Below are 17,934 nucleotides of genomic sequence, written 5' to 3' on the forward strand. Positions count from 1 at the left end.
TTTGGATAGTTATTGAGTTTGGATAATAACGAGTTGAATAACAAGTAACTAAGTTGAATATAAGTTAAATAACGTTAAACAAATTAATAGTTAAATGTTTGGAGTAAAAGCCGGAACTAAATGAAGTTCAGCAAATGAAGCCCTGGACATGTAATTAGTTTCTAAAAATAAAACGTTAAATTAAAAAATATAACCAAAAAAGAGATAAGATTAATATAACTATCAATCTTTTTCCAGTTTTTTTATGCGCTCGTTAAGTGCTTTTACAATGTGATCCTGGGCGTTTTCCAGGTTTTCTTTCTTCCCACAGAGTAATGGGCCGTCGTCAGTGTTTTTAAGTTCCAGATCAAATTTGCCTACTACTTCTGCTACCATTCCTTCAGTAACTCCTGGAGGAATTCTCATTTCATACATCATATCTTCATCCATGGTATCACCTCAAGCAAATCACAATTTTAAGTGTTAAAAATCAAAATTTTATTAAAATTATCTTTTCAATTTATATTGATCTTTTTAGAACTTTAATATTTTTAGTTAAAGTTTACCATTACCCTTAAAAGTTTAAGATTTTTTATAATTTATAAACTTCTTAAGAATAATATGAATCCCAATACTACGAATTCTTAAGAAAATCTCTTACTGGTTCCAGAATCTCCGTCAGGCTTTCAGCAACTCCATTTTTCAGATCAAGGGGATGTAATTTGCCATCTCCATACATCTGTATCAGTTCTTCCTGGGTCAATTCCAGGTTTCCCCCAAACTTATCTGGCCTCGTTATAAGCAAGGTATCTTTTTCACTGAATATGAAGTGATGTGCTATTTCCAGGACTGGATTTCCCTCAACTTCACCTGCGGGACAGTAACTCTTTTTTATCTTTTTATTAATTACCTCAGGTTCATCATCAATGGCTATGAAGTTTTCTTTACTGGAGGACATTTTATCCGAGCCATCGGTACCATGCAGTAGTGGGGTGTGAATACATACTGGAGACTGGAATCCCAATTTGGGTAGGTTATCCCTTGCCAGCATATGGATTTTCCTCTGCTCCATACCACCTACTGCCAGATCCACCCCTAAAAACAGCATATCAACTACCTGCATCAGGGGGTAGATAACCTCAGCAACCTGGTGATCCTCAGCATCCCGGCTTATCTGGGCCATACTCCTCCTGGCACGGGTCAAAGTAGTGGAGATAGCCAACTGGTAAACTTTCATGGTGTAATCTTCCTCTGTCTGAAAACTACTACCTAAAATAAATTCAGTGTCTTCAGAAAGTCCTAACGCCCGAAAGCACTGTTTATTGTATTCAGAAATCTCTTTGATTTCTTCTAAACTTCCTTTGCCATTAAGGTAAGCATGAAGGTCTGCCAGGAGAATTTTTATCTTAAAACCCGCCTTCTGCAGGTCAATCATCTTCTTCACGGTGATGGCATGTCCCAGGTGCACCTTCCCGGATGGTTCGTATCCAATGTAAGCAGTTTTTGGATCTTTTTCCAGTTTCTCTTTGAGTTCTTCTGGAGTTACCACTTCCAGTGCACCTTGTTCTATAGTCTTCATTGTTGAATCTGTATCCATTGTAGTCACCATCAGTATTATCACAGATTTTAATTAAATTTTATCTAAATTTGAATTTTAATAAGGATTTGAATTAATAATTAATCTGGGTATCCATAATGTTATATCCTACTCTTTTGGTGGGATAATGTAGAGTTTTCCCCTAATTTCAATTACTTCTACCTCTTCCCCTATATTTATCCTGGTCAGTTGGCTCATCATGTTCATATCCACTGGTTGATACGTTTCAGGGTGGAGTAACTGTATTTCAGTGGGTGTTTTGGAAGTAACTGTGGTGATCTTCACATCTTCCCTGCCAGCCACCTTTTCCAGGTTAGAATATTCACGCCAGGATATGGATACATTTTCCAGTGTCTCCAGATCCATGATAACGATCTTTCTACCGTTCACATCAATTACCTGACCCACATGATCGTCATGGGCCAGAAAGTCTCCCTTCAGGAATAGGGGTAGGCGAAGAGATATCCATATTCTATAAAGATCTTTTCCTGCGGATTTATCCCTACCCATGAGTCGGGGTGATTCTCCCATAATTCCGCCCATCTGCTCTTTTAAGGCATTTGAAATCTTCCGGGCAGCCTTGTAGGATCCAAAGTAGTAATCAATTCCTTCTTTGATCCCAACTCTCTGTGATAGGTAAGCCATTCGATTGATGCGGGATAATTTTTCAAGGAGATTTTTTATAATCCCATCAGCTTTCTGGATTTCCTCATCTTCCAGGGATCTTTCATCTGCCCTTAGCTGCAAGACTGCTTCATAGTATCCTGAAGCGTACTTACTGCATTCTGGACAGGCATTACGGTTGATTTTAACATTTATCTTAAATTCCCGTTCTATGGGTATCCCCAAAACATTACCCCTGGCAGTTACCAGCATTTCCAGAATGGAACCCTTCTGATTAATGAGATCTATTTCCAGAACCACATCCTCTGCATCTTCATCAGGTACAGACTCCTGGGCTATGGTCTGTGCAACTAACTCTTCCTCTGAAAGGTCTGTTTCAATCCATTTATCACCCACGTGGATTGATGAACAGTGGGCACAGGATTCCACCTCCAATTCAGGGGGAATGGTGATTAATTTATTTCCAGCAGCAAAACAGGAATAACATAGGCCCTTAAACAGTTCTTGGTCTTCTTTACCGCATTTAATACAGAACATAGTATCTAATCTTGTAATTTTTATTAATAAAAATTTTTTCCAATTTCAAAAAAGTAATAGAATAAAAAAAGGGAATTTAAAGGGTTTTTAGGGGTGCTTTGGCTCCGCATGCCTCACATTTAAGGAGGAAGATGCGGTCTTCCCTTATTATTCTTGTATCTGGCCGGTTGCACTCGTGGCACATGATGAAACGTTGCACGTAGTCATCCATCCGGTCGTTAATCAGGTAATGGGTGAATTTTCCCTGCATAATAGCCCTGTTTCCTTCCAGGTTTCCTGCAGTACCCAGTTCCCTTAACAGGAATTTAAGGATGTGCTGAGGGTCACGGTTCATGGCATCGGCTATTTCTCCGAAGTTCTGAATGATGGTCCGGTTTCCCTGGATTATTGAGTAAGCCTTGGGTACTGAGAACCTTTTGGTTTCCAGTGCCTGTGGTGGTAATTGCTCAATGGCTCGGTCCAGTAATTCTTCATAATCGCTCATATTTAATACCTCCTTCAAACTAAAATTCGTATAAAACTGTTTTAAACTGAATTTGATTTTAATAAAGAAAATTTAAGATAATCCCAGTTCAGGCAACTTTTAAGTAGCCTTGCTGGGGTTCGTAAATGATTCCTTTACGTTTCAACTGGCGGATAAGGTCTTCTACCTTTTCCTCGCTCATATTATATCTATCTCTCATTTCAGTTATAAGTATGTTGGTGGGTGCCCGTCCGCCGTACTCTTCTTCCAGTTCTTTGATAATTTCCTGAACCACTCTGATTTTATCCCGATCAGATTTAGGTGTACGCCCTTCAACCTTGTCAATATCCACTTTACCTGTCTCTGGATCGTAGCCTACGTTTTTCAGACAATTTTCCTGAAGGGTGACAGCACGCTTTGCATCTTCACGTGTTACTTCACTACCTAACCTAATTTTAGAGCTTGCTTCGGCTAATCGAACCAGTGCTTCCAGTTGTCTGGCTGTTATGGGAACTGGTGAGTCTTCTTCTGCGGATCCGCCACGCATACCCACGTAAAACTCTCGAAGTACATCCATAGCTTCATTGGTCAGGTGTGGGTGGACTTCTCTCCGGGCATACGCAATATATTTTCTGAGAAGTTCTGGATCGATATCATAAGGTACTGCAGTATCCCGGTGGGTGTTAAGAATGTGGCTGGCCAGTGCACTGTCTCTTTCAACATCTGGCTTATCTTCAACCACAAATATGAGATCAAATCGCGATAAAATTGTTGAAGGAAGATTAATTTGTTCTGCTATTGATTTGTAACGATCGAAACGTCCGAACTTGGGGTTTGCTGCTGCTAAAACTGAACAACGTGAGTTTAATGTGGCCATGATCCCTGCTTTGGCTATACTGATGGTTTGCTGTTCCAGAGCTTCGTGAATGGCGGAACGATCTTCAGGACGCATCTTGTCCAGTTCGTCAACACAAACATTACCTTTATCTCCCAGAACCAGTGCACCTGCTTCTAAGGACCAACCACCAAATTCGTCTCTTACAGCTGCAGCAGTCAGACCGACCCCACTGGTTCCTTTACCACTGGTGTAAATACCCCTCGGTGCCAGTTTAGAAACGTATTTAAGCATCTGGGATTTACCTATACCCGGATCCCCTACAATGAGGATGTGAATGTCTCCCCTGATTCTGGTTTTATCATCCAATTCTTTAGCTGAACCACCGAATAACTGGAGGGCTATTGCCTCTTTAACATCCCTGTATCCTTTAATAGATGGTGCGGTGGAATTAATAATTTTATTGTAAACATCCGGATTGGCAGCCAGTTCTTTGATTTTTTCCTCGTCTTCCGGTTCGATATGTAACTCTTCAAACTCCTGTTCCAGGGCACTGATGTAGTTACCATAAATGTAATTGTGAAAACGTTTTGTTTTTTCATCACGGACTGTTTTCATGGTTCCTGTGATTCTTATCACATCTCCAGGGGTTACAGTGTCCACCAGGTCATCTTCCAGTATAACGTTAATCTGGCGGGGTTGTTCACCTCCAGAGAGGTTTTCCAGGGGTTCTTGGACCTTGGTGTTCTGAGTGTCTAAGAATTCTGATTCTTCCTGGAGTATTCTGAATGATCGGCCTCCACATTCCTGGCAGAGTGCAGGTTCAGTGACTATGTTACTTTTTTGCTGTACTTCATGGAGCCGCATACAGCTACGGCACTCGAAAATAGCCTTTTGGATTCGAGGGCGGATTTCATCAGTTTTACGCACGATTCCATCTACAGCCACGAATTTACCAATGTATTTACTCCTCAAATAACGCAGAGGGATGTTGTTACGCACGTTTTCGAAGCGAATATGTAATTCAGCGTTTTTCCTGAGGGGGTCAATGTTCTGCACAGCCTTGGAAGCAGCTTTAATCACTTCTTCTGGTTTTTCAATTAGCAGATCTGCTAGATCTGGGTCGAACATTTCTAGTTCCACATAATCCACTAGCACTGATCTATCCTCTGGGTATTTCTCCAGAGCTTCATAAACAGTGTCTTTATATTTGGTACTAAAGAATTCCTCGAACTTGGCCACAGGATTTTTAGTTTTGTCAGTTGTAGTTTCGGCTGAAGTTTCCATTGTCTAACCTATAATATCTTCTATTATAAAAAAATTCTCATGAAACCAAAATTATCCTAAAAGCTAATATGGGCTTTAACGTACTTAAAAACCATAAAAATCGATTAAAAATTACTATAATTTATTGCAACAACATTAAATTCCTGTTTTTTGGGATTAACTATATTTAAATAACTATTAATTAGTAATATTAAATTATATATTATTAATAATTTCTGGGGTGGTTTGGCTAATATAATTTTATAAAGTAGTTATCTAGATAATTTATTTTTGGTAAAATTTTTATACAGTAATGTATATCACAGAATATTATAGCTGCTTTAGATTATTATAATAACTTTGATAAGGGTACAAAGATAAGAAACATATTAATTTAATAAGAATTTTAAATTATTAAAATTGTTTATATTAAAAATTTATTAAGTTTAAGAATTCATTAGTTTAGGGATTTATTAAGTTTTTTTAAGTGGAGATATGTTAAAAGAGATATACTTTCCATAGATTAATTTAACATGAATATAATAATTTATAACAAGGTTAGAATCCAATAGGTGCAATCCATGAAGAGATCAAGGTTAAGAATGTTCAAAGCTACATCCATGACTATTTCAGTTATGGGGGTGTTGATGATAGTGGCCACAGTGGTCATACTGGCTTACCTGGGATTCCAATCACTTTCATCGTTCATATCTGCAGATGCTAGTTCTGGGAATGCTAATGAACAATTAGCAACACTTCAATCTCAGTATGCAAGTTTAAAGGCTCAGTATGATGGTGTAAGGGTTCAGGTGCAAGCTACCAGTAATAATCAATTAAAAACAGATTATAATAATGCAGAGCTGGAACTGGTTAAAGCTCAATCTGCTATTAATGATGTTTCAAGTGCCATTTCAGTGGGTAAACCCTCTGCTGAGGTAAATTCAAGGATTCAAACAGCCCAACAACAAATGCAAACAGCGAACTCTGCTTTAGCTAACCTAAAATCAGAGATGTGAATGGATTAAATTGGAACAGGGACCAACAATGAGAATTAATTTTCCCATCCCTGTCATAATTCATTTATTCTGCTTTTCACTATTATTTTAATTATATTTTGATTTGAGAAAAAAAGTTAATTCTGCTTTCCTGCTCTCCTATAACCTCTACCAACTACATACATTTCCCCACTTTTTTTCCGGGAAGACGGAGGTTTGGTGGTCCTGACGGTTTGAAAATTTTGTTTAACCTCTTTCAGGAGTTCAGGATATCCTTCACCCTGGAAAACCTTCATAATCATGTTACCTTTATATTTCAGGATACTATCACTTATTTGAAGCACAGTTCGTGCCAGATCTATGGATCTGAGCTGATCCAGGTCTTTAATCCCGGATAGTTTAGGGGCAGCATCGGATATGATCACCTGGGCTTTACCCTGCAGAGTACGCCTAATTTCATCTAAGGTTTCTTCATGGGTGAAGTCTCCCTTGATACTCCAGAAATTTTCTTCAGGAAACGATTTAATCCGGTTAAGATCAACAGCAACCACTAAACCATCTTCACCGGTAGCTTCTAAGGCTACCTGGGACCATCCACCAGGAGCAGCCCCCAGATCAACCACAGAATCCCCTTTCTTAATTATTTTATATTTACGATTTAATTGCAGTAGTTTAAAAGAAGCCCTGGAACGATAATCCTGTTGTTTAGCCTTCTTATAATATTCTTCATTCTTCCTTTCTTTATTCCATTGAGTCATTTATTCTCTTTCTCCTCTAAAATTAAGTGCTTTACAGGTGGGATCCCCAATTTTAACTATATTGGCATCTAATTTACCGTCATCCAATTCTATGATCATCACTGAAGGATCTGATAGTCGGGGCACAGTTGGACTTCCCGGGTTGAGTAACAGCATATCTGGTAACTCTTTTATGAATGACCAGTGGGTGTGACCGGTTATAAGAACTTCAACCCCCATTTCCAAACCAATATAACGTAACTGTTGAGTGTCTCCCCTTGGATAAACCTCACCATGAGCTAAACCAATCTTTATCCCTTCAAGATCCAAATTTTTCCTTTTTGGGAGATCTAAACCCATGTAACGATCCATATTTCCCTGAACACAGATGGTGGGTGCTATCTTCTCCAGCTGATCTTTAATCTGGAGTGAAACCAGATCTCCTGCATGTAATATCAGATTCATATCTTTAAAAATTTCAAAAACTATCTCTGGGATATGGTCTGTTCTTTCAGGAATATGAGTGTCAGAAATAACGCCTATTAACATTTCAATCTCCTTCCAACTGATTTTCTTATGATTAAGGTAAAACTATAAAATTAGTATAGGTGAACCTATGATATGTGATTATTTTGTGATGGGATTTTATTTCCTCGTGGAAATTTATTAAGAATCTACTAATTGCAATATCAATCTACTGATTGTAATATCTTATTTCTTATTTTATTTATTTTTTAATTATTTTCCTCATCTATTCTAGTTCACTTACTTAATCTTTTCAATATTAAATCTGCTTTTTAACCTGCTTATTTTCGTGATGGAATCCGATGAGTATAAATAATGATCATGGCAAAATTTGAATTTTACAAAATTAGTATATATTATAATATTATACCATAACCAACCATATTATTATAATCTAGATTCATCCATTATATTTAGATAGTGATGTAGCACTGCCAAGTGTGCAATTATAATTATTATCAATCGTTTAACAATTATTATTTAAGTGATTTTCATGCACGAAGTTATAGTATGCGAAAAACCAAAGGCATCAGAGAAGATAGCCGCAGCCATACCAGGTAAAGCGGTAAAAAAGAGTTATAAAAAGGTACCTTACTATGAAATAGATGAAGGTGGGAAGAAAACTACAGTACTCTCTGCTGTAGGTCATTTATACTCTTTATCTCCCCTGAAAAAGGAGAAAGGACGCATGTTTGAGGTGGGATGGGTCCCACTATATGAGAAGGATAAAAGCAAAAAGTACGTTAAGAACTATATAGATGCCATTAAAAAATTCTCTAAAAACGCAGACCGATTTATTCATGCCTGTGATTACGATATTGAAGGGACATTAATTGGTTTTAATGCATTGAAGTACGCCTGTGGTGAAAAAAGTATTGATAATGCTGTGCGTATGAAATTCTCCACCCTCACCAAAGAGGACCTGTTGAAAGCATACAATGAACCCATTGACCTGGATTTCAACCAGGTTGACAGTGGAGAAGCAAGACACGTTCTGGATTTCATTTTTGGGGTGAACATATCCAAGCACCTTACTGATTCAGTGATGAAAGCCACCAGTCGTTACATACAACTATCTGCAGGGAGAGTGCAAACCCCAACACTAGCTATTCTGGTTGAAAGGGAAAAAGAAATTCAGAGCTTCATCCCGGAGCCTTACTGGCTCATCAAGGCCAAAATTGAAGGGGACATAATTGCTGATCATAAAAAGGGAAAGATCTTCGATAAAAAAGTTCAGGAGGAGATACTCTCTGATTGTGAGGGGCAAGATGCGGTAGTAAGTAAAATAAACGTTAAAGAAACCCCACAGTTACCTCCAGTACCATTTGATCTGGGTTCCCTGCAGTCCGAGGCCTACGGGGTATTCGGATTCAGTCCCAAGAAAACTCAGTCCATTGCCCAGAATTTGTATTCTGAGGGTTACACCTCCTATCCACGTACTTCATCCCAGAAATTACCACCTAGCATTGGTTATAAAAAGATATTGGGGCAGCTGAAAAAGAATGCAGCGTTCAGGAAACAGATTGAAAAACTCCCTGAACCTATTAAACCCCATGAAGGTAAAAAAACCGATGAAGCTCACCCTGCCATTCACCCCACTGGCCTGGTACCGAAAGGACTGGGACGGGATTATCAGAAACTTTACGAGCTTATTGTATACCGTTTCATCAGCGTTTTCGGTGAAAATGGTCTCCTGGAAACCATGAAAACCCAACTGGATATTGGAGGTCAGGAATTTGCCTTCAGCAGGAAGAGAATGGCAAAAATGGGCTGGAGAGAACACTACCCCTACCGCAAAGTGGAAAATGATGAATTCCCACTACTCAAAGAGGGGGATCGGCTGAATGCCGAAGCATACTCTGAAGAAAAAGAGACCAAACCTCCTGCCAGGTACAACCAGGCTTCACTTATTAGGGAACTGGAAAAAAGAGGACTTGGAACCAAATCCACCCGTGCTAATATAATATCTATCCTCTATGACCGGAAATATGTTGAAGGTAAAAAGATATCAGTAAACCAGCTGGGTGAACATCTCATTGACACATTGAAAAAATATTCCCAGAAGATAACCAGTGAAGAGCTAACCCGAGAATTTGAAACCAAGCTTGAGGGCATAATGCAGGCTGAAGTTAAAAAAGATGAGATAATAACCGAAGCTAAAGAGGAAGTAAATTCCATACTGGATGATATTGACGTAAACAAGATGAAAATTGGACAGGAACTCTACGCAGCCTACCGGGAAAGTATGATCGTGGGCAAATGCAAGTGTGGAGGCAACCTCATCATGATTAACTCCCCTAAAGGAGGTAGCTTTGTGGGTTGTACTTCTTACCCAGATTGTAAATCAACCTACTCCATGCCTAGGGGTGCCACAGTTCTTAAAACAAAATGTGAAGAATGTGGACTGCCAATGATATCCTTTGGAAAACCCAGGCAGAGGGCCTGTATGGATCCTAAATGCGGGCGTGAAGGTGAAGAACCTCTAAAGAATGAGGTGGTTGGTATCTGTCCAGATTGTGGAAAAGAACTAATAAAAAGAAGGGGAAGATACGGTGAATTTGTGGGATGCAGTGGTTTTCCACGATGCAGATACACCCGTTCACTGGAAGAAAAACAGGAACAAACAGGGCAAACTTCTGAAAAAACGTAAGATTTTTTTTATCCCCATTTCTCCATTCTTTTTTAACCCTTTTTTTATTCTTTTTATCCCAATTTTTCCTACTAATTTATCAATTCTCCTTAAATCTTTCAATAGTAATAGATATTCAGTTTAATGATTTAATTTAGTTATTAATCCATTAAGATGAATGTTCTTCATTTTCAAGGGGTTCATCATCAAAAATGAAAATATCGTCAATTTTAGCTTCTAAAACTACAGCTATATCATGAGCTAGTTTTAGAGAGGGATTGTATTTGCCTTTTTCAAGAAAGACGATAGTTTCTCTTCTAACACCTACTTTTTCCGCCAATTGGGCTTGAGTAAGGTTATGGCGAGCTCTATATTCTTTTATTTTGGTTTTCATTCCACATCGCCTGGCATTAATCTGAATTAATCTACGTCTCATTCACTCCTTGATTTAGTCGCCATCACGGCTTAATCTATGTCTCCTTTACGGTTTAAAATCGTATTGACGATTAACATGGTGGAGGTCATGACAAAGATGGTAACACCCATTAATTCAATGGGATTATGTATATTCTGCGCCCAGTACATATTTATTACAAGGAAAGAGATGAACATTAGGGTTATGTACCATGAATAGGTTGTGGCGAATGTTCCTATCTTTCTTAAACGTTCATCTTGGGCTTTTTCATCCATTCCGACGTAGATGAAAAAATTGGTTAAATAAGCAGTTGCACCCAAAAGAATGATAACAACCAGTAAATCACTCATGGTTTTGGTAACCATCATGATTAACCCGGAAAACATTAAAGCAGCAGATCCAAGCCATATACTTATATTTTGCAGGTTATAATTTTTACTTTCATTAAGATCAGGATGTTTACCTTTATTTTCTTCCTTTTTGCCTATTTTATTGAAAATTGGCACCAGTAATAGGAGGAAAAATGCAAAAAACACGTAATAAATCTGATTTTCAAATATATATCCCAAAAATCCTAAAATACCAAGTAGTCCCCAGAAACAATTGAATTCTATTTTCATTCTTTTCACCTTCATTTCGTTTATATACACAATATTCCATTCATGGATGTTGTTTATTTACAACATTATGTTATTTATTTAAAACATAATGTTAGATTTTTATAACATTATGTTTGATTGATCTAACATGATACTATTAAAATCTTTGGGTTAGTAATTATATCAAGCTCATTAATTCAAAATTCAATAAGATACAACTGATCATTAACTGGCTGAAGAATAATAATCATTAAAACGCTTAAAGCTCTTTAAAATCCTTAAAACTAACTATGATCCTGTAAAAAATCCAAAAGCAATAAGCGACATGTTGTAAAATACAAATCATGCTTGTGGGGGTGATGGGAGTATCATTAATACTTAAAACTGTCCGGGATTTATAGGGGTGTAATACCAAAATCATTCAAAACTTATACTTTAAATAGTAAAAAGAGCCCAATATAAGATAATATGATAAACACGTTTACAAATCAATCAGGAGTTACATAGTCAGGTAACGGGGAATAAATAATATGGATACAAAGAACATCTTAACCAAACTAAAACCAATCATAATAGTCCTCCTTATATTTTCTTTAGTATTCCTCCTTCGGGCGGAGGCATCTGGCATCCCTGGAGTACCAGACCAGATGAAAACTTATTTCCAGGAAGACAACGGTCTTCCTTATTTCAGTGAAATGGATTCATACTATAACTACCGTTTAACTAATAATTTCATAAATCACGGTTATCTTGGGGATGCTATTGTAAATGGTACAGATTGGGATTTGCATTCCTATTTCCCTCCAGGAAGATCCGCTGAATACCCTCCACTGCTTATATGGGTCACGGCGTTCTTCTACAAGTTAGCGAATCTATTCGGGGACTTCCCATTACTGGTGGTCAGTTTCTGGACATCAGCAATCATAGCCTCACTCTGTGTCATACCTGCTTATTTCTTTATCAAGAGTATAAGCAATGAATATGGGGGTATTGCTGCAGCAGTGCTAGTAGGAGTTTCAACATTCTACTTCTCCCACACCTTTGCTGGTTTCTTTGACACAGACATGTTTGGTATGCTCCTACCACTTCTGGTGATATGGTTCTTCAGTGTAAGTATCACCACAACCAAAAACCGGAAAAAAATGCTTTATGCGGCTTATTCAGCTATTTCAATGCTATTATTTGCCCTAGCATGGTCCGGATGGTGGTATATATTCTATCTGGTGATTGGTGTTGCCTTAGTGTACATGTTCGTCTCAAAGTACCTATTTAAGATGGATACCTTCAAATCATGGAAAGGATATTCCAGCAAGAAACAATGGTTACTTGAACAACCAGTTCTACTTCCATTACTCATATTCGTGGTTTTAAGTTCAGTACTGATGTTCATATTCTGGGGAAATTTATTCTTCTCCCAGCTAACCGAACCTTTAAGCGTACTTCAACTTCAATCAGCTACCCAGGGCACAGCCTATCCCAATGTATTCATATCTGTAGGTGAACTGCAGATCCCAAGTGCATCCACAGTGGTGGCAGATGTGGGTGGAATATTCCCATTCGCCTTTGGAATACTGGGACTACTGGTGATCTTCTGGAACCTGAGGATCAAAAACGACAAAGGGAAAAAAGCTAAAGCCCAAGGAAAAAAGAAACCTCCTAAAAAGGATAGAAAGCCTAGAAGGGCAAGAAAATCCACAAAAAGTGAAGAACCCAAGGAAACTAAATCTGAACAAAAAGGATTTGGAGGGATGATACCTCCTGAAAAAAGGGCTAATTATCTATATTATGCCATCCTTTTCTCAGCATGGTTAATACTCACGGCTTTCGCGTTTACGAAAGGTGTAAGATTCGTGGAAGCATTTTCGCTCCCTATAGCACTCTGTGCAGGAATTTTCGTGGGATTCCTTGCTGATTACCTGAAAAATCAGATAGAAAAACCAGCATACCAGTATATAGCAATTGCTTTAGTACTGGTCCTGGTCTGTTACGGTCCAGTAACTTCTGCCAATGCAGTTTCCAACTCTGTAGTGCCTGGAACTGATGATGCAATGGTAAATACACTTACCTGGGTAAAAAATAACACTCCTTCCAATGCAGTAATGACATCCTGGTGGGATTATGGGCACCTGTTTGCTGTGAAGGCAGATAGGGGAGTCACATTTGATGGAGGTTCTCAGAACAATGCACGTGCATATTGGGTTGGTAAAGCCTTATCCACCAATAACGAAGCCCTTTCTGCAGGTATACTCAAGATGTTAGCTTCCAGTGGTGATAATGGTTATATGGCTGTGGAAAACTTCACTAATAACACCGGTAAAACTGTTGAAATTATGGATAAAATCCTGGTTGTTGATAAAACGTCAGCCCAGAACATACTGACCTCTCAGTATGGAATGACCACCCAACAGGCACAGAATGTCTTACAGTACACTCATCCGGATAATGTTACACAGGATCTATTTGTCACCAGTCTGGACATGGTTGGTAAAGCTGGCTGGTGGTCCTACTTTGGAAACTGGAACTTCACCAGTAAAAATTCCACCAACTCCATCTATTCACTGGCCCAGGCTAATTCCACCAGTGAAAACAACGCAGCTACCATTCAGGGTGAAAATAATGTAACCGTCGTAATCAATGGTACCAATGTTACTGGCGGTCTGCAGGTGAGTAAAAACAAGATCGCTCCACCTCATCGCATAATAATAGTTACTGATGGTACAAAAGTATCGGACACTGTTGTTAACAACCAGAGTTCATTTTCCATACTGGTGGTTAAACAGGATACCAACCTGATTACAGTGGCGATGAGTAAGGACCTGGAAGACTCCATGTTCACCCGATTGTTCTTCATGCAGGGAGCTGGATTAACCCACTTTAAACTGGCCCATAAGGAACCTGCTGAAGGAATATCCGAAGTTATGGTGTGGAATGTGAGTTAACTAACCCCATTCCCCCACCTTCTCTATTTTAATTAAAACTTTTTTAAGTGGAAAATTCAATACTAGAATTAATGCAAGTTTTTAAGAGGATTGCAATACAACAGTAGATATAATAAATTTTTAAAATATTGACAGTTTATACTCTTATTTTAAAGTGAGCTTTATGGACATCGAAGACAAGATCCGCAAGATCGAAGAGGAGATCACCAAAACTCCCTACAACAAGGCCACATCCCACCATATTGGGAAACTAAAGGCAAAAATCTCGAAGTTAAGGGAAGAATCAATTAAAAGAGGCTCATCAGGCACTAAAGGAAGAGGATTCACCCTTAAAAAGAGTGGAGATTCTACTGTGGTTCTGGTAGGTTTTCCTTCAGTGGGAAAATCAACTATACTCAACCAGCTCACCAATGCACAGTCCAAAATAGGAGCTTATGAGTTCACGACCCTGGATGTCATCCCCGGAGTTATGGAGTACCGTGGAGCTCAAATACAGATATTTGACATTCCAGGTATAATCGCCGGTGCTTCCAAGGGAAAGGGTAGGGGAAGAGAGATCCTCTCCGTAGCTCGTAATGCAGATCTTATAGTAATGGTTCTGGATGTTTTCAACCCGCACCATCAGGAACTGATCATGGATGAACTGATTAACATTGGAATCAGACCTAACCAAACTGCCCCTGATGTTAATGTGAAACGAAGAAAAATAGGTGGAGTTAAAGTAGCATCCACCGTACCCCTCACCCACATGGACGAGGGAACAATCCGCTCCATACTCAATGAGTACGGGGTGCACAGTGCAGATGTACTGATTAGGGAAGATGTTACAATTGATCGTTTCATAGATTCCCTGGATAATAGCATTGTATACGTCCCGCTCTTACTGGTAGTGAACAAAATAGACCTGGTAAATCCATCTTACCTGAATGATCTTCAGCAAAACATGCAGAATGCACTTTACATAGCTGCAGATAAGGGAATGATGATGGATGAGCTTAAAGAAGAAATTTTTGACCATTTAAAACTTATCCGGATTTATCTTAAGCCTCAGGGTAAGAAAGCTGATCTGGAAGATCCCTTAATTGTGAGGAAGGGATCCACTGTGGAGGACGTGGCTGGTAAGCTACACAGAGAATTCCTTAAAAACTTCCGTCATGCGAAAGTATGGGGCAGTTCCGTGAAATTTCCGGGTCAAAAGGTTGGACTGGATCATGTGATGGAAGATAAGGATGTTTTACGTTTAATTATCAAGAAATAGTCTTAATAATCATGAAATAGTCTTTATAATGGGAAATAGTTTTATAATTAGGAAATAGTCTTAATAATCGTGAAATAATTTAATTTAGAACATACCGTATTTATCATTTTATTAATCACAAGTTATGAGGTGGAAAAAAATGAAACTGGATGATATCATAGTCTCTAAGGGAATAGTAGCTGGATACATGGAAGAACTTTTAGATTACATGGAAATGGATGTTGCCATTGGTGGAGGAGGACCTTCAGGTCTCACCGCAGGATATTACCTGGCTAAAGCAGGATTTAAAGTAGCCCTATTTGAGAAAAAGCTCAGTATGGGTGGTGGAATGTGGGGTGGCGGTATGATGTTCAACAAGATCGTGGTCCAGGAAGAAGGAAAACGTATTCTTGATGAAATGGGCATCCGCAGCCAGGAATATCAGGAAGGATACTATCTGGCAGATTCAGTAGAATCAGCTTCCACCATCTGTTCCAAAGCATGTCAGGCCGGACTCAAAGTCTTCAACCTCATGGAAATCGAAGACGTGATGATCAAGGAGAAAGGTGTGGAAGGACTGGTAATCAACTGGAGCCCTGTGGAAATGGCAGGACTACATGTGGATCCCATCACCATCGGAGCCCGGGCAGTGATAGATGCCACAGGACACCCCTGTGAAGTGGTAAAGGTCCTGGAGAGAAAAATGGAAGCACCTCTTAAAACTGAAACCGGTAAAATAATGGGAGAAAAATCCATGTGGGCTGATGTTGCTGAGCAGAGGATAATGGATAACGTTACTGAAGTCTATCCGGGAATGTATGTCACAGGTATGGCAGCCAATGCAGTGCATGGTTCACCCCGTATGGGTCCTATATTTGGTGGTATGCTATTATCTGGGGAAAAAGTAGCGGAAATCTTGATTGAAAAACTGAAATGAGTAACTATAATAGTTACTCAATGAACAATTTACTGACAATGTGTTTAAAATGATTATACTCCTTACTGGAACCCCTGGAACCGGTAAAACTACCATTTCCCATTTGCTGGCAGAAAAGTTAGGCTGCCCGCTGGTGGATATCAACCACCTGGTTGATGAAAAACATCTATACACAGGTTTAGACCCAGAAAAAGACTACAAGATCGTGGACATGGATGCTTTAGAGGGAGAGCTTTTCAAGGTTGTTGGTTTGCAAAATGCAGTTGATCTTAAAAAAGATTCCCTCAAGGATTCCACTAAATCTTCCATTAAAGCTTCCACTAAGGATTCTATTAAATCTTCCATTAAAGCTTCCACTAAGGATTCTATTAAATCTTCCATTAAAGCTTCCACTAAGGATTCTATTAAATCTTCCACTAAGGATTCTATTAAATCTTCCACTAAGGATTCCCGTAATGATTCCAGTAAAGATTTCTCTATAAATCCCACTAAAAATTCCTGTATAATAATTGAAGGCCACCTCTCACATTATTTTCCTCAGGCTGATCTGGTGGTTGTTTTTAGGACTGAACCTACTACTCTCTCAGAAAGACTCCGGAAAAGAGGATGGAAGGAAACTAAAATCCGTGAAAACCTGGAAGCAGAGGCCCTGGATATTTGCACATGGGAAGCCCATCAAATACATCAAGAGAAAGTACACGAAGTTGAAACCACCACGATAACCCCTAAAGAAGTAATTGATGTTATTTTAGATATTATTGATGCTAAAAAATCATTCCCTGTGGGCAATATTGATTTTTCAGGATATCTGGGAGGATAATGCTCTTGAAAGTCTCAAAAAATAGGATTACCTCTTACAGGGAAAGCTTTTTAAGGGGTAAAAAGATAAACTAATACATTATTCTTAAGTACAGTTTCAGGTTTTTGGGAATCAACCCCTAAAATTCACACTCTCTGAAAACTTAAGATCTCCGTATTCTAGCATTTCTAATGTTTCACAAGGGGCATATACTTTGAGAAGGGGAAGAAGACCGCGATGGATGATAAAAATAGCTTCAGAACGTATGGAAATCCTTTTCCAACGTGCTGAAGAGGAATTTGCCCTTCACCCAGAACGTTCCAATAGATACGTGGAAATGTCTCGAAAAATAGCCACCAAATATAACCTGAAAATGCCATCCTCATGGAGGGGAAGGTTCTGCAGGAACTGTAATCACTTCCTGAAACCTGGTTTTAACTCTCAGGTTCGCCTGAAAGACTCAATGGTAAACATAAAGTGCATGGAATGTGGAGAAATCATGAGAAGGCCTTATATAAAAGAAAAAAAGGCAAAACGGAGGAATAAAATTGAATCCCGCACATTCCAAGAAGGAACTGATGCATAGATCCCTTTCAACCATCACCTTAAACATAGGAAAATCAGGTGTTAATCCTGGTGTTATGGATGAAATAAATCGCCAGCTTAAAGAAAGAGAAGTGGTGAAGCTCAGATTTTCCAAGGGTATATCCCCAGAGAAAGAAAACTATATTACCCACATCATCGAAAAATCAAATGCTAAACTCATTGATTTTAGAGGTAACGTTGCAGTAATCTTCAAAAAAAAGAGATAATTAGGAGGA

At 38.7% G+C, this 17,934-nt stretch carries 17 protein-coding genes; 8 read left to right on the forward strand and 9 right to left on the reverse strand.

Annotated elements, in window-relative coordinates; all coding sequences use genetic code 11:
- Positions 1–222: 222 nt before the first annotated feature.
- The 5 genes from A994_RS08135 to mcm form a co-directional block, all read right to left on the reverse strand.
- On the reverse strand, positions 223–429 hold the full coding sequence (locus A994_RS08135; RefSeq protein WP_004030980.1) for a hypothetical protein: 207 nt from the start codon (positions 427–429) through the stop codon (positions 223–225).
- A 184-nt stretch (positions 430–613) separates the two neighbouring features.
- Positions 614–1,576: a tyrosine--tRNA ligase gene (locus tag A994_RS08140; RefSeq protein WP_004030981.1), complete on the reverse strand. Its 963-nt coding sequence runs from the start codon at positions 1,574–1,576 to the stop codon at positions 614–616.
- Positions 1,577–1,684: 108 nt separating this feature from the next.
- Entirely contained in the window at positions 1,685–2,737 is a 1,053-nt protein-coding gene (locus A994_RS08145) for a 60S ribosomal export protein NMD3 (RefSeq protein ID WP_004030982.1), read from the reverse strand.
- 76 nt (positions 2,738–2,813) lie between these two features.
- The gene (locus A994_RS08150) at positions 2,814–3,221 is read right to left on the reverse strand and encodes a translation initiation factor IF-2 subunit beta (RefSeq protein ID WP_004030983.1); all 408 of its coding nucleotides are present in this window, start codon (positions 3,219–3,221) and stop codon (positions 2,814–2,816) included.
- Positions 3,222–3,309: 88 nt separating this feature from the next.
- Positions 3,310–5,322 carry a minichromosome maintenance protein MCM gene (mcm, locus tag A994_RS08155; RefSeq protein WP_004030984.1) on the reverse strand — a complete coding sequence of 671 codons (2,013 nt, stop codon included), beginning with the start codon at positions 5,320–5,322 and terminating at the stop codon, positions 3,310–3,312.
- A 560-nt stretch (positions 5,323–5,882) separates the two neighbouring features.
- Between mcm and A994_RS08160 the strand changes: the two genes are divergently transcribed.
- On the forward strand, positions 5,883–6,317 hold the full coding sequence (locus tag A994_RS08160; RefSeq protein ID WP_052309309.1) for a hypothetical protein: 435 nt from the start codon (positions 5,883–5,885) through the stop codon (positions 6,315–6,317).
- 116 nt (positions 6,318–6,433) lie between these two features.
- On the opposite strand, the gene A994_RS08165 is transcribed toward A994_RS08160, so the two are convergent.
- Positions 6,434–7,054 (reverse strand): RlmE family RNA methyltransferase, encoded by a 621-nt coding sequence (locus tag A994_RS08165; protein ID WP_004030986.1) that lies wholly within the window; start codon positions 7,052–7,054, stop codon positions 6,434–6,436.
- Positions 7,055–7,582, reverse strand: coding sequence for a YfcE family phosphodiesterase (locus tag A994_RS08170; protein ID WP_004030987.1), 528 nt, complete (start codon positions 7,580–7,582; stop codon positions 7,055–7,057).
- A gap of 469 nt (positions 7,583–8,051) precedes the next feature.
- On the opposite strand from A994_RS08170, the gene topA reads away from it, so the two are divergent.
- The gene (topA, locus tag A994_RS08175; protein ID WP_004030988.1) at positions 8,052–10,208 is read left to right on the forward strand and encodes a DNA topoisomerase I; all 2,157 of its coding nucleotides are present in this window, start codon (positions 8,052–8,054) and stop codon (positions 10,206–10,208) included.
- Positions 10,209–10,356: 148 nt separating this feature from the next.
- On the opposite strand, the gene A994_RS08180 is transcribed toward topA, so the two are convergent.
- Together A994_RS08180 and A994_RS08185 are read right to left on the reverse strand one after the other, a co-directional pair.
- Positions 10,357–10,581 (reverse strand): helix-turn-helix transcriptional regulator, encoded by a 225-nt coding sequence (locus tag A994_RS08180; protein WP_004030989.1) that lies wholly within the window; start codon positions 10,579–10,581, stop codon positions 10,357–10,359.
- Positions 10,582–10,652: 71 nt separating this feature from the next.
- Entirely contained in the window at positions 10,653–11,222 is a 570-nt protein-coding gene (locus A994_RS08185; RefSeq protein ID WP_004030990.1) for a hypothetical protein, read from the reverse strand.
- Positions 11,223–11,731: 509 nt separating this feature from the next.
- Here A994_RS08185 and A994_RS08190 point away from each other — a divergent pair.
- The 6 genes from A994_RS08190 to A994_RS08215 all read left to right on the forward strand — a co-directional run bounded on the left by A994_RS08190 (position 11,732) and on the right by A994_RS08215 (position 17,925).
- Entirely contained in the window at positions 11,732–14,140 is a 2,409-nt protein-coding gene (locus A994_RS08190) for an STT3 domain-containing protein (RefSeq protein WP_004030991.1), read from the forward strand.
- Positions 14,141–14,303: 163 nt separating this feature from the next.
- Positions 14,304–15,398 carry an OBG GTPase family GTP-binding protein gene (locus A994_RS08195; RefSeq protein ID WP_004030992.1) on the forward strand — a complete coding sequence of 365 codons (1,095 nt, stop codon included), beginning with the start codon at positions 14,304–14,306 and terminating at the stop codon, positions 15,396–15,398.
- 139 nt (positions 15,399–15,537) lie between these two features.
- Positions 15,538–16,314, forward strand: a complete 777-nt coding sequence (locus A994_RS08200; RefSeq protein WP_004030993.1) for a sulfide-dependent adenosine diphosphate thiazole synthase — start codon at positions 15,538–15,540, stop codon at positions 16,312–16,314.
- Between the two features lie 49 nt (positions 16,315–16,363).
- On the forward strand, positions 16,364–17,134 hold the full coding sequence (locus A994_RS08205) for an adenylate kinase family protein (RefSeq protein ID WP_004030994.1): 771 nt from the start codon (positions 16,364–16,366) through the stop codon (positions 17,132–17,134).
- A gap of 193 nt (positions 17,135–17,327) precedes the next feature.
- Entirely contained in the window at positions 17,328–17,699 is a 372-nt protein-coding gene (locus A994_RS08210; protein WP_048204170.1) for a ribonuclease P protein component 4, read from the forward strand.
- On the forward strand, positions 17,692–17,925 hold the full coding sequence (locus A994_RS08215) for a YhbY family RNA-binding protein (RefSeq protein ID WP_004030996.1): 234 nt from the start codon (positions 17,692–17,694) through the stop codon (positions 17,923–17,925). The genes A994_RS08210 and A994_RS08215 overlap by 8 nt, the downstream gene beginning before the upstream one ends.
- Positions 17,926–17,934: the final 9 nt, after the last annotated feature.

It is taken from the genome of Methanobacterium formicicum DSM 3637, from assembly GCF_000302455.1.
Lineage (GTDB): Archaea > Methanobacteriota > Methanobacteria > Methanobacteriales > Methanobacteriaceae > Methanobacterium > Methanobacterium formicicum_A.